Consider the following 14,902-nt stretch of genomic DNA (forward strand, 5'->3'; position numbering starts at 1 on the left):
ATTCTTTATCCTAACTTTTTATTATACCCATGCTCTGATCTGAACAATGACGTCTTTTAACTCAGTAATTAAATCAATAACAATGGCAGTATCATGATTATCAATAAACGTCTTTTCCGTATCTACAATTAGTTTTGAGATAGGTGGATATTGAAGCATGACAAGCGCTCCTTTCAGTTTATGAATAGCAGCAGACACTTTATCCAACTCATCACTATTGAGGTGACCTTCTAACGTACTCAAATCATCCTGCAAACTATTTATAAATACCTCTGCCAACATTTTTGCATCACTTTCGTTACCAAAAACATTAAGCCAATGCTCTATATCTTTGATCCCTTGCAAACTTACATTCTTACTATCTGTAATAATGTTTTCATCGTCTTTATTAAGATCAATAAATTCTGCAAGCCGATTATACAATTCATTAAGTTTATACGGCTTAAACAAAACACTGTTCATGCCTGAGCTGAGAGCTTTATTTAAGCAGGTCTTAGAGTCATCTGCAGTAAAACCGATAATTGGCAAGTTCTGGAATTTTTCTATCGTCCTGATCTGTTCGGCTAACTTAAAACCATCTAAGTGAGGCATATGGCAATCTGTTAAGAGTAGATCAAAGTCCCCTTCTTCAAGCGCCCTTAAAGCAGCTAATCCATCCTCGACCATTACAGCTTTTATACCTAATTTTTGACATTGTTTTTCAAGTAATAATTGATTAGTTTTATTATCTTCAGCAATTAAAATCTGGCCATATAAATGCGCTTTATCTGGGCTAATTATATCTAAGGTGGTATGAATATTATTAAGTAGCTCTCGTAATGAATCGGGATAAAGTGGTTCGATAGGTAGTAAATGACAATTACAATCATTTACTTGTTGAGTATTTCGGCTTGATGGCACAATAGTATACTTAGCAGCAATGCCTGCTTTTTTAGCACGCCACTGCTCTCCTAGTAACTCAACCATGTATTGCTCATCAATAATTAAATTTTCAGTCTGACTAAGTTCAGATAACTCCAAGGGCCAATCAAGTATGGTATGTTTGACTGCCATGGTTCCAAGCAGCCGGACCAGCTCTTCACTTTTACTACAAACAATCCAATACCCAGATGATGTGCTTAATTGAGGCTTTTTAGTATGTTGCAATGGGATAGATAAATAAACATGCGTCCCCTTGCCGTATGTGCTAGACAAAGTGATACTGCCTTGCATCGCGTCAACCAGCTGTTTTACTAGCGCTAAGCCTAAGCCTGTTCCGCCAAATTGGCGTTGAAAAGAGTTATCGGCTTGCTCAAATGGTTTATAGATTTGAGCAAGCTCTTCAGTTGTCATCCCCTTACCGGTATCTGTAATTGTGATATTTAACAACTGTTTCTCAAACTTTACCTCGCAAGTTATTGAGCCCTGACTTGTGAATTTAACTGCATTACTTAGTAGGTGTGATAAAACATGCATTAAATGATTAATATCAACCGATGTCGATGTGTAAGCAGCAGCCAGCCAATTTAAATTGAAATGAAGTCCCTTCTGTTTAGCCTGATGTTCATGTGCTCGTAGAATGCGACACAAATGAGTTTCCAAATCAACATTCTCAACCACTACTTCGATGTTACCCGTACTAGTGTCTGCAAAATATAGAATATCATCAACTAAACCTTGTAGTTTAGTTACTGAAACCTCAATGTGTTCGATTAAAGTAGATTGCTCACTGTCTACTTGTGATGATTTTAAAAGCTCAATAAAACCATTTACCCCAGATAAAGGCGTCCTTAATTCATGACTCATCGTCGCAATAAAACGACTTTTAACTAAATCAGCTTGAAGCGCCTGTTGGTTGGCCTTATTTAATTCAACTTGATGATGTTTGAGTAAGCTAATATCTAATAAGATACCATTCCACCTAACCCCTTGTTGTATATCATTGCCTTTTGTTTGTGCATTGGCAATATAACGACACCAAACTTTTTGGCCAAGATTATTAATTCTAAACTCAATATCAATCATGCCTTTGCGCTTACTTGCTTGCTTAAAGGCTTTAGCTATTTGCACCCGGTCTTCATCAACAATACAAGGGGAAATACATCCGGTCATACCGCGGCTATTGAGTTGTCTTGATGTTACTCCCAATAAACTTTGCGCCCCTTTGCTAATATAGGTATAACACCCTTCACCATTATCATAATATTCATACTGAAATACCCCGCCAGGGATAGTATCAGTAATCGTTTGTAATAATTGTTGAACCGCTTGGTTTTCCCTTTGAAGGTTATGATGTTCAGTCAAATCAGTGATGACGGTCATAATCCCTGCCAACTGACCATCAACTCCAAGATATGGCTTTTTAGTGTAGAGAAGCTCAAGCTTCTTTCCTACTTTATTGGTAAAGTTCATTTGACGATTAAAAACTTTTCCAGAGTGCAAGCTTTGCTTATTTTGCGTCAATAACTGGCTAACTTGTGCTAACTCGTCACGTAAATACTGTTTTTTTTCGTCCCATAAATGAGCAAAATTATCCTTATAGGCTTTATTCCACATTATCCTTTTTTGCTCAGAATCTTGTATCACTACCATTGTAGGTAAATCATCGATGAGTTTTTGAGTGAAGTTCAATTTACTTAACGCAACTTGCTCAGCCTCTTTTCGTTTTGAAATCTCACGGTTTATGGTAATCCGCCAGCTAACAAAATAAATAATCGAAATACAGATAAGAATTAAGGTTAAAATTGCAGTTGTATTAACGGTGGTTTTGTCATATCCACGCTCGATATTAAAAATACCATGACGATTGACAATATGATTGAAGTCATTGCTCGTTAGTGTTTTGAAAAGGCTTTCAAGTAAACTGACTAATTCAGTAAAGTTTTTATTCACAAGGAAATAGATCGGCTGATTATATCGGTATTTAGGGTTGATATAAAATTCGCCTATGTAAAACTGATTCAATTGATATGCCGCAATGCTTTGCGGTAAGATAACACTATCAATCGTGTCGTTCCTCAAAGCATAAAAAAGTGTCACAATTGAGCTAAATGACACCGTTTCTAAATTCTCAGCACTTGGCAGCTTCTTTTTTGGATCTGCAAACAGATCTATATAACCAATACGCTGAGTTTTACTCGAACGTTTAGAAATTAAAACCATTTCTACGCTTACGTGCGGCGGTAAAGCAATCAAAACACCTTCATTAATTCTTGTTGGTGTCATCGTCGGAATGAGATCGATCTTATTCGCTAAAAATAATCTTTCTAATTCTTTGGAATTTGCAGCTGGGATATATTTAAACTGGAACCCACTTCGTTCAGATAGTAACTCAAGGGTATCATTTAAATAGCCTGTAGCTTCGCCAATTTGATTTGTGTCATTAATAGGAAACAAACCATCAATAAACGAGAAAGTAAGTAAATAATTATTGTTGCCTTTCACACTTACTTTATTGAATTCACGTTTGAATTGACTATAGGCTTTTGCGGCCAAATATTCTTCACTTGCCGAACTTTCCCATAATTGTTTCGTGGTTGGAGAGATAGATGCTAAAAAAGAATTAACTTGATTTCGTAAAGCCGTTTTCTGTTGATTGAACATGACATGAAATGTTTCACTAGAAAGCCAGATAGGACTTACAACTTTAAGACCGTCTTTACCACGATTTTTTAACTGATGAGACAAAACTGAATAATCACCTAAAAAAGCATCAAATGAGCCATCGGCCACTTTTTTAAACGCATCATCTGGTTTTATAAAGCGATTTATATAAAGCGCCCCATTTTCTGCTAGATATTCGCAATGCGAACTCCCAGTGATACACACCCATCGTAAACTAGCAAAGTTCTTTAAGGCACTATTCGCAATAGATTGATTTACAACTATTCCACGAGGACCTTCCATAAAGGGTGTTGAAAATAAATAATGTTTTTTACGCTGCGTGGTTTTATTCAATCCAACCGCAAAGTCTATTTCACCAGCTTTAAGCCCGTCCAGAAGCTCGTCAAGACTGTCGTAAACTCGGTACTCTAAATCGGCACCAGCTAAACGCGCTATTTCGTTACTGTAACCAACAATTACACCAGTATATTGACCATTTGCGTCTTGGGTGTGATAAGGAAAAAAATTATAACTTACGATACCCGCTTTGAGTTGCGTCGCAGAAGCAATACAAGAGAATAAAAGCGTAATAGCATAAAGGTAAAAGAGAAATCGTCGTTTCAGAACTAAACCAAGCAAAAGTAAATAACTAGCTACATTCTAGCAGTGAAATTTAAATACTCAATTTTTGTTTAAAACTAGCTACTATAAAAATTAACAAATAGATGATTCGATACAGACGTACAGTCGCCATTCGAATAAAGATTGCGTTAATTATTTAAAAATAGCATGCGCATATTTTCCACCTCTAAACTATTGCAAAAGCCAATGGGTATGAAGTAAGAAATAATCAAGAGCAGTTAATTAAACTAAAAAAAACCCACTTTAGTCAGTGGGTTTTTATTTTTATTTACACATTAAAAGCTTTGTGAGTATCGGAAGTACAATTGACGACCAATATCAAAGCCACCGTAATATGAATAAGTAGAACTTGGGCCTGAGTACATAATAGGACCACGTTTATCAAATACATTGTTAGCACCAATAGAAAGCTTAGATTCCCATGGCGTATTATAAGTGAACTGTAGGTCGTTAAATGTAGTAGAGCCTACTTTATTTTTAGGCACAACTACACCATTAGTCCAATCACGTTGGAAGTTTGGATCACTACAACGGTCTTCAAAATAACAGTCCTCACGCATTGAAGAGAAATAACGCATCGCCCAGTTTGCACTGAAATCTCCATACGTCCAATTCAAGCCAAAGTTAGCACGTGTTCTAAATGTATCTCCATGACCTACATCTGATTCAACTTTAGTTGTTGGATCATTTGTCGATTTTGAATCATATTTTAGTAAGTATGTGCTATCTAGAGTTGCACGGAAGTCACCAAAACCAGTTTCAAATGCATATGCTAATGATAGATCAATACCTGATGTTTCAGTGAAACCAGCATTGCGCGTACCATATGTTAAATCGTTAACAATTGAGTTGTTCGGATCACGTGAAAACATTGCACATCGTGATTCATCACCGCCAATATAACAATCTTTTAAGATCTCATTTGGTGAGTCAGAAACTACCGTGTCAGTGATTTTAATACTCCACCAATCAAGGATGATATCAAGGTTTTCAACATAACTTGGGTTGTAAACAAAACCAACGGTTTTACTGACAGACTCTTCTGGTTGTAACAGTGGATTTGAACCACTATTGAATGGCACTGGTGTTTGAGCTGCAGGGCCAGTCGTCGGCACAAAGCCTTGTTGTAACTGACGGTAATCAGCTGGTACATCTTGTAAACAGCGCGCAGAGCCAGCTGCTGTACCATAAACTGAATCACATGGATCGATAAAGCCTGTTGTAAAAGTTTGAGAACCACCACCATACAAGTTACTAATTGTTGGAGCTCGGAAGCCTTCAGCCCAAGTACCGCGAACCAATAAATCATCAGTTGGACGCCACTCAATGCCTACTTTACTGTTCGTTGTATCACCAAAAGTACTGTAATCTGAGTAACGAGTCGCAAGGCTAACATTTAGAGACTTAGCACCAACAACATCAGATAAAATAGGAACATTTAATTCTGCGTAACCTTCAGTAACATCGTAACCGCCACCCGTTGCACCAGATGCAAGAGTAGTACTTTGACCGAGTTGCGCTAGTGCATCAGGATTATACTCACCCGACTCTTTACGATACTCAGTACCAACAGCGAAAGTTAATGAACCTGCAGGTAACTCTGCAAGTAAACCACTTATGTTAACAAAGTACATTGTTGTTTGAGTTTCACCACGATAATGCAGTGTAGGATACAAGAAGTCTTGTACATCAGGATCTGCTAGCGAGTTTTCAACAGGCCCTGCACCGAAGCCTGCTAAAGGATTCCACGCTACACACTCAGCTGATGAAATTGGATCATCTTCAGTACCACACTGAACTTCTCCCGATGCGTTTAAAAATGAAGGGCCAGTAGCGGCTTCAATAGCAGGCTTATAGAAGTTACCGTTGTCTACTTGAACAGTTGTGCTCTTGCTGTAAACACCACCAACATCCCAGTCAAAATAACGATTAGCTAACTCGAAAGAGCCTTCTAGTGCGGCAGTAAAACGTAAAGTATCTTGATTACTTTCAGTTGTACGTGGAACTTCCCAACCACGACGAGTAAATGAAACATCTTCGCCAACTGGGTTAAAATAGCTATCACCACTTAACACAAAGCCATCTGACGCTGATTGATATGGATAACCTGCTACCTGACGTAACGCTTCACGTTCACTATATCCGATATCACTTGTAAAACTAACACTATCAGTAATATCGTAGTTAGAGCTGATATAAAGAGAGCGTGCACTTAAAGGCGTTTCTAAATGCATTTGGTCAATTGAATTACTTGAACCATTTTCATAAGTTTGCGGTTCAAAATCGTCAAAAGATGAAGCATTGCCTGGGCGCTTAGCAACCCACCATTGATCATTATAATAAAAACGACCATATTGACCCACTAAAGTACGGTTATTTGGAATATCATAACCTGGATATGACACTTCTGAGAAAGAACGGTCTCTCGCCCATACATCACTTTCATCACGCCACTCAGCACCTAAAGTAATTGAACCCTTTTCTCCCGAAAAGCCAGTGACCATGCTAATGTTTTTCTTCTCACCATCACCATCGTCATAGCCACCGCCGTATACTGTGAACTCAAGACCTTCATAGTTTTTACGAGTGATAATATTAACAACACCAGCCATTGCATCTGAACCGTACATTGCAGACGCGCCATCTTTTAACACATCAATACGTTCAACCATTCCCATTGGAATAGCCGAGATATCTTGATAACCAGAGGTAGTAATACCCAAACGCTTACCATTGATTAAAACTAAAGTACGGCTGGCGCCTAAGTTACGAAGGTTGACGTAGTTACCACCCACATTCTCACCAGACACTAATGGCTCAGAACGACTGATTGGCGGTGAACCAGCTGCAGACATATTTTCAATCAAATCAATAACAGATGTGAAACCTTGATTAGCAATATCTTCACGACTTATTGTTTGGATTGGTTGTGCTGTTTCAAGGTCAGTAGAGCGAATACGTGACCCCGTTACTTCGATACGCTCTACTTTTTCTGCACCTTCATCTGCAGCCACTGCAGAAACTGAAAATGCTGACGTTGATGCTGCGCCAAAAGCAATTGCTAAACGCACTGCTTTTGAAACTTTATTATTTAACATTTGAATCTCCCTGGTCATATCCATGTTATGACTCTATTAATTTATTTAAACCCATAAAAGGTACTAGTACCCCTTAAGGGAATTAAATACTAATAGTATGGAGAGTTTTTGGTCAACAGCTTTTTAACTCATTATTTTCAATGTAAATTTTTTAAACAAACAACATCCCACAATTAGAGATAATAAGTTTACATAATTTAAAACCACTCATTAACAAATAAAATTAAAAGCATAAAAAGCAGGTGAAAATGGTTTTTTTATAGATATAAAATAAAATTTTTAGATTTACTATTCATGTGAAGAATTAACAAAAAAGACTTTATCGCATTAAAAAAATTAAAAAATAATTACCAAATTGTTTAAACCCAGAAAAGGCAATTACAAACTTAAAAGTGGTTGCAAAAAACCGTAAATTGTAAACAAAAAGAAAAGGGGGGTAACAGCAATGTGGTTTTTTAAATCTACTGATAAATGAGCTTTTGTCAGTATGATTATTTCAAGTGACTTTCGAGTTATAAAAACTTACATACTCCTAAAATCAAGAGAGCAACAGTTAAGAAAGCAACCACATGGATAGGAAGGAAAAAATCTCATAAGATTTATGTGGTGAGCAAATGAAACAACCATTTAAAAATTCATCATACTGGTATTTAAAAAGTAAAAAAAAGCCACTCTAAGAGCGGCTTTTAAATCGTTTAAGTTACTAAATTAGAACTTGAATGTTGCACGTAAATAAACAAAGCGATCCATGTTAACATCATACTCTGTTACAGAGAAGTTGTTAGTTGAGATAGCTAAGTCATTATTTAGGTACTCAGGAGATGGCTCTTTTGCAAATAAGTTTTCAATACCTAAAGTAAACTTAGTATTATACGCATCCATCGAGTAACCTACTGAAACATCGTGTACTGTGTATGAACCGATTTCTGCCGCCATACCTGGGTAGAAAGGTGTGTAGCCTAAAACGTCATAGTAGTTTTGCATACGATCTACATAGCGAGTTTGCCAATGAGCATCAAAGTCACCTAGTGCCCAATCAAGTGCGAAAGTACCTTTATACTCTGGGTAACCAGCATCACCATATTGGATACCAACTTGGTCTTCACCATCAAACTCATTTGTCATTACGTAAGAAACGTCTAATGAAGTACGGAAACTACCATATTCAGTTTCGAATTTATACGCAGTATAGAAATCGATACCTTCAACATTGTAAGTACCAGAGTTTTGCAGGAAGTTACGTAAGTCAGTTACGTTACCATTAGCATCACGGTCGATGTAGTCACAAGATGCTTCATTATCACCTGTAGCACATTCATTAAGAATACGTGAAGCACCATATCGACCGATAGAGTTAGTTACTTCGATGTCATAATAATCAACAGTAAATTCTAAACCTTCAATTGCGCTTGGGTTATAAACAAAACCGAATGTTTTAGACTCTGATTCTTCCGGTTTTAGATCCGGTGAAGAAACATTCGTAATACGGATTTGAGTATTAGCTTGGGCGTAACCATTTGGTACACCAGCACAGCCAGGTAAATCAGGAGTAGACCCATCTACTGAGTTACACGGGTCAGTAAGTGTAGGATATGAATCCGAGTTACCAGCGTATAAATCAGAGATAGATGGAGCACGATAACCTTCAGCCCATGTACCGCGTAACAATAGATCATCGATAGGACGATATTCAACACCAACTTTAGCTGTTGAGTTGCTACCGTATGCACTATGGTCTGAGAAACGAATTGCAGGAGAAATTGATAAGCCATCGATTACAGGAATTGAAAGCTCCACATATGCTTCATCAAGACGGAAGCCACCAGAAGTTGCATCACGTTGGTTACCTGAAGTTTCACCGCTTTGTGTTAATGGATCTGGAGTGTCATAGCCAGATTCTTCACGGCGCTCAAAACCAACAGCCATACCAACAACACCTGCTGGAAGCTCAAAAGCATCGCCTGCAAAGTTTAATGTGTAATCTTTCAGTTCAAGACCTTCACGAGAAACACTATCAAAAGTAACATAATCGATCATTTCTTGAGTTAGTGAACCTGCTCCGCCAAATAGATTTAGAGGCACACAAGAAGTCGCAGCATTACAGTTATCGCCTAAAGCTTGGTTGATACGAGTCAGGTTTAATAGACCTGTAGTATATACATCTTGGCTATTCTTACCATAGATGTAAGATGCATCCCAAACCCAAGAAGTGTCACCGATACCACCTTCAAGACCGACCATTGCACGGTATGTAGTATCATTTTGACGATAAATACGGTTACCAGCTTCAACAAAACGACGTTGACCAGCAAACGGGACATAACCTTCTACACCAGAGCGCGCAGCATCACCATAAAGTGTTTCACCGAATGGGTTATAAATGTTGTTTTCATGAATATCAACACGGCTGGCAGCTGCACCAAAAGATGCACCTATAGTCAAAGGCATTGCCGCAAGTAATTGAGATGATTCACGATTAGTCATCATGAAATCTGAAACAAAGCGAACATCGTCGCTGATGTCATAGAAAGCTTGAACGTAGAAACTATTACGCTCTTGCGGTGTAACTAAATAGTTTTCTGGAGCGTAGTTGTATACATCACCGTCACGATCACGGAATGAATCAAGACCAACAGATGAACCGGCACCATTAGGTACTAGATCAAAACCTGCATTTGATTCACCAGCATTGTTCTCAGTGTAGCCTTGTGCAATTAATTGATTACGAAGATCAGAGCTAATAGAGTTAGAGTTCAGGCGAAGGCGGCCTTTTTCTGTAGTAGAGCTGTTACCCATAGAAGAAATGTCACGGTCACCTGCCCAGATTTCTTGTTGAGTTACGTGGCTTAGATTTAGCATTAAACCACCACGTTCAGAAGTAGTACCAACAGTCAAATCAGCAGAGTACTGACGACCATCGTTGTACTTCATATTTTCACCGCCATAAAGAGATAGCTCAACACCATCGAAATCACGGCGCGTGATGATATTTACAACACCAGCAATTGCATCTGAGCCGTAAATAGCTGAAGCACCATCTTTAACTACCTCAACACGCTCTATTGAGGCAGCAGGGATTGAGTTTAAGTCAACAGTTGAGCCTAAAGAAGAAACCCAGCGCTTGCCGTTAACTAATACTAATAAACGTTGCGCACCTAAATTTCTAAGGTCCATATTGGTAGCACCATTACCACCGTTATTGAACGCTGTGTTTAACGCAGCACCAGCTGCAGGAATTTGTTGAAGAATATCACCAATGCTTAATTCACCGGTTGCTGCAAGATCTTCACGGCCAATTACTAAAACAGGGCTCGCACTTTCTAAATCGGTTCTTTTAATACGTGAGCCAGTTACTTGAATACGTTCTACTTTTTCAGCGCCTTCTTCAGCAGCAATCGTGCTTGCTGAAAATGAAGCGGCTGAAGCTGCACCAAAAGCAATCGCTAAGCGAACTGCTTTCGAAACTTGATTATTTAACATTTGATTCTCCCTGGTCATATTCATGTTATGACTTTATTAATTTATTTTTAACTCTAATGGGCCACAAATAACCCTTTAGAGGTAACAAATACTAATAGCAGGCAGAACTTTTGGTCAACTTTTTTTTAACCTTTGTTTATAAAGAAATTTTATAAAATTCACATTTAAAAAACAATCCAAAAAACTTGTAACTTTAATGTTTTCGATAATTGCAAAAAGCAACACAATAACCACTCAAAAAGCAATTAAACTGAAAAAAAAGATGCAAAAAACACAACCATTACAAATAATTAATTTCATTTCTTAGAACAAAATAATTATACAAAAAAAGAATACACTGAACTAGAAAAGTAACATTGGTTTTCTAAACACGCTGTTTATTTTGTCTTTAAGGATTATCATGAATTACATTTACTTCCATGAATATAAGTAGCGAGAATGTTGCAACTTTCATAACCAAGAAGCTGACCATCCTCCACTTCGATACTTAAAGCTTTTAATTGTTCTAAAATATTTTTTGTGTTTTTAGCAGCTGCAACTAACTCAGAAAGTCTTTTAATTAACAAATCAAGTTCTTCCATAAATAAACGATACGCTTCTTCAAAGTCTAAATTCCCGTGTATATTTTGAAGTAAGAATTCTATAAAAGCTGGAAGGTTTGTACCTTTCAACGCTTCTTGCTCATACTTAAAATGAGTGATTACCTTAGCTTCAATCTCTTCAACAATTTGCTTTGATAGTAAAAGATTAGAAGAACGAACCGATTTGACGAGCCTTATCAAGTGATTTTCAATATCACTTTTAATGAAGTTTGCGGCCTTTAAAATTTTTTTGTTTGGTTTAACAATTATAGACTCTGGATGATGACAAACAAATGTGAAAGATCCACCACTTGAAAGTACACGATAGATTTCATCAATACTTTGACTAACTTGACTATACTCTAATGAAAATTGCGCTATTACATTGGAAAATGCATTATCATTGAATGGTAAGCACTCGACCGAAGTCTTAGCTAAAAAGGTACCATTAATGCTTTGGGTGACACCTTTGTGCATCTCAGCTTTGTCTATTCCATAACAATTAAACTGATTATTATTTTGAATCAGTTCTATCAAAGCGCCATTTCCAGTACCGACATCAAGAACAGTTGAATTTTCTCCAAATTTTTTAGCTGTAGCCTCCCAAAACTCCTTTAACTCACCTTCATAATTCTTTTTAAACCCACTCCCGAAAGACGTTAAGTGACCTCCGCTCCAATACTCGGACCAATGACTACTCATTATTCACCCAACTTTAGCTGTAATTTTTTATATATGGTCATTTTATAAACTTACTAATAAAGGCCTTAGGGTACTTAAAAAGCCCCTAACGGGGCTTAAAATTTAAAGTGATTAGTATTAGAAGCTTATGCTATAACCAGCAAATACTTCACGACCAATATGACCTGCATAATATAAAGTATCGTCATTCCAAAACCCGTCATCATCTTTAACAACACCTTTGTCGAACAAATTACGTGCGCCTAAAGTAAATGTGCCAAATGATTCTGTGTAATACTTAATATTGATATTATGTGTTACATATGTTGGATCGTGATTCTCACCTTTGTAACGGAAGTTTTCAGGGTTACCGTCACCTAGGTCAAGATACTGATCTTCATATACCGATGAAATCAGGTCAGTTGTCCATGCAACAGATAAGTTATCCATCGAATAATTAATGTTAAACTGCGAGCGCCAATCAGGTGTACCTGGCATACCTATGAAGTCTTGAGAAGGTCCTGAAAAGTAAACATCCCCAGCAGATTCAAGCAAGTAAGTTGTTGTATTTCCGAAGGTAAAGTCACCAAAACCTGTTTCAAGTTTATACTCTAAATTTAAGTCTAAACCTTTTCTAGACATATATGCGCCATTTTCAGAACGTGTAATCACGTCACCTAAAACAGCACCATTTTCGTCACGCTCTAACTTAACACCTGGGTATTTAGCCATCAGGTCATCAAGTTGACCCCCAACTTCAGCATTAATTAAAGACTGTACAGTAATAGATGAGATTACGTTTTCAACCTCTAAAGAGAAGTAATCTAGTTTTACTGCAAAGTTCTCAATACCTGAATAAACAATACCCGCATTGATATATTCTGATTCTTCAGGACCTAACTCGTCATTACTTTGAATTAAGTTATCAAACTGACGAGATTTACATTCTGAGGCAGAAATTCCTTGAGCTTCACAAGCTACATAATCTGTAGCACTTGTTGCACTAAACGAAGTTGCGGCTAGCAATTCATCAAGAGATGGAGCGCGGAAACCTTCTGAATATGAAGCACGTAATAAGATGTCATCTGTTGGGCGATACTCTAACTTAACGCTTGGATTAGTTACTGAACCAAAATCGCTGTAGTCATCGCGACGCAAAGCTGCGCTAACGATTAAATTATCAGTGAACGGCATTGAAATTTCATAGAAGAAAGCTGTTGTGTCACGCTCACCCATTGCTGAGTTACCTGCTGAACCACCTATAAGACCAGCTTCAGATTGTGCATCATACTGCGAATCAAACTGTTGATCGAAATACTCACCACCAAAGTAGTGCTGGATCTCACCGCCTGCTAATTCACCTAAAGCAAAACCAACACCAAAGAAGTAATGATCCATTTCGTTTTGGTTTTCTGTATAAGTTGTTGAACGAAGATTATTAATACCTTCTTCAGAACCTAAATCAATGCCATATTTCTCATTGTAAGCTAAACCTGAATAGCTCAAGTAGTAACGACCTACTGAACGGTAGTCTAATTTAGCTTTATGATATGCGAATTCCCAATCTATTGAGTCACCTGCGATACCTTTTAAACCAATCATATAGTCTTGCTGGTAATCTGTAACAAGACCATCGCGATTACCGATACCGTACCAGCGGAAGTAGCCAGTTACTTCTTCATCATATGGATTGTGCTCATTTCCAGCAGCCATATTATTCCATTTAGCTGCAGGCGGAGCGTAACGACCAAATGAGTCATTTCGGCTAAGCATAGCACGCGCATATAACTCAATATCGTCCGTTATATTATAGTTTGAGCTAACCATAATTGAGTCTTTGTTAGTCGAGGCCATGTTAGCTGACACATTAGCGTATGCATAGCCACACACCTCACCGCCACCAACACCACCAAGAAGTGAGCCTTGGTCTAATACCCCAACAAAACCAGGTACAGAACTTGCTAACTCATCACATTTCGCTGAAGCAACAAAGCCGTCAGGGCCTAAAATAGTTGCGCCATAATAACTTACACCAACTGTTTCATCATAAATTGAAACTAGACCATCACCATTAGTATCTTCCCAAGAAGCAGCTGTATACTCACGATCTTTATCGAATATTGCGCCTTGCTCTTGATGGTCATAGACAAATGTAATGTTACCCTTTTCAGAGCTTACACCAAACGAAACTGACATTTGTTTAGTATCGGCACCTTCATTTGATGGACGACCGAATTGAACATCAAAAGATGCACCTTCAAAGTCTTTTTTAAGAATGATGTTGATAACACCCGCAATTGCGTCTGAACCATAAATAGCAGAAGCACCATCTTTTAGAATTTCGATGCGTTCAACTGCAGCCATTGGAATCGAGCTCAAGTTAGCTGCTGAACCACCTAGAGAAGGTGAACCGGCAACACGTTTACCATCAACAAGTACAAGAGTACGATCACTACCAGCACCTAATAGACTAACTGTTGATTGCGACTGAGCTGAAGAGCCTGAGCTTGGAACAAATGAGCCGAAGCTGTTAGAAGTTACACTGCGTAGAGCATCCGCAACTGAGATACGCCCCTGCTCTTCAAATTGAGCTGTTGTAATCACTTCAACTGGGCTAGCGCCCTCAAGGTCTGTTCTTTTGATACGTGAGCCAGTAACTTCAATTCGCTCAACCTTTTCAACCTCATTTTCATCAGCAGCAACAGATGATGCAGAAAATGCAGCTGTCGATGCAGCACTAAAAGCAATCGCTAAGCGAACAGCCTTAGAAACTTTATTATTTAACATTTGATTCTCCCTGGGCCACATAATGTGGCTTTTTTTAGCATAAGCTTGTTT

5 protein-coding genes are annotated in these 14,902 nt (G+C 37.9%); all 5 read right to left on the bottom strand.

Features of this window, described 5'->3' with window-relative positions; translation table 11 throughout:
• Window positions 1–21 precede the first annotated feature (21 nt).
• The 5 genes from CWB80_RS13440 to CWB80_RS13460 all read right to left on the bottom strand — a co-directional run bounded on the left by CWB80_RS13440 (window position 22) and on the right by CWB80_RS13460 (window position 14,851).
• Complete coding sequence (locus CWB80_RS13440) at window positions 22–4,221, bottom strand: ATP-binding protein (protein WP_138602101.1); 4,200 nt, start codon at window positions 4,219–4,221, stop codon at window positions 22–24.
• Window positions 4,222–4,499: 278 nt separating this feature from the next.
• Complete coding sequence (locus tag CWB80_RS13445; protein ID WP_138602099.1) at window positions 4,500–7,322, bottom strand: TonB-dependent receptor domain-containing protein; 2,823 nt, start codon at window positions 7,320–7,322, stop codon at window positions 4,500–4,502.
• Between the two features lie 708 nt (window positions 7,323–8,030).
• Window positions 8,031–10,802 (bottom strand): TonB-dependent receptor plug domain-containing protein, encoded by a 2,772-nt coding sequence (locus tag CWB80_RS13450; protein WP_054553673.1) that lies wholly within the window; start codon window positions 10,800–10,802, stop codon window positions 8,031–8,033.
• A 398-nt stretch (window positions 10,803–11,200) separates the two neighbouring features.
• A complete protein-coding gene (locus tag CWB80_RS13455) occupies window positions 11,201–12,085 on the bottom strand; it encodes a class I SAM-dependent methyltransferase (protein WP_054553674.1) in 885 nt (294 codons plus the stop codon).
• Between the two features lie 117 nt (window positions 12,086–12,202).
• Window positions 12,203–14,851 carry a TonB-dependent receptor domain-containing protein gene (locus CWB80_RS13460; RefSeq protein WP_161804355.1) on the bottom strand — a complete coding sequence of 883 codons (2,649 nt, stop codon included), beginning with the start codon at window positions 14,849–14,851 and terminating at the stop codon, window positions 12,203–12,205.
• Between the last annotated feature and the right edge of the window lie 51 nt (window positions 14,852–14,902).

Source organism: Pseudoalteromonas sp. S1650 (genome assembly GCF_005887195.1).
In the GTDB taxonomy this organism is placed as follows: Bacteria; Pseudomonadota; Gammaproteobacteria; order Enterobacterales; family Alteromonadaceae; genus Pseudoalteromonas; species Pseudoalteromonas simplex.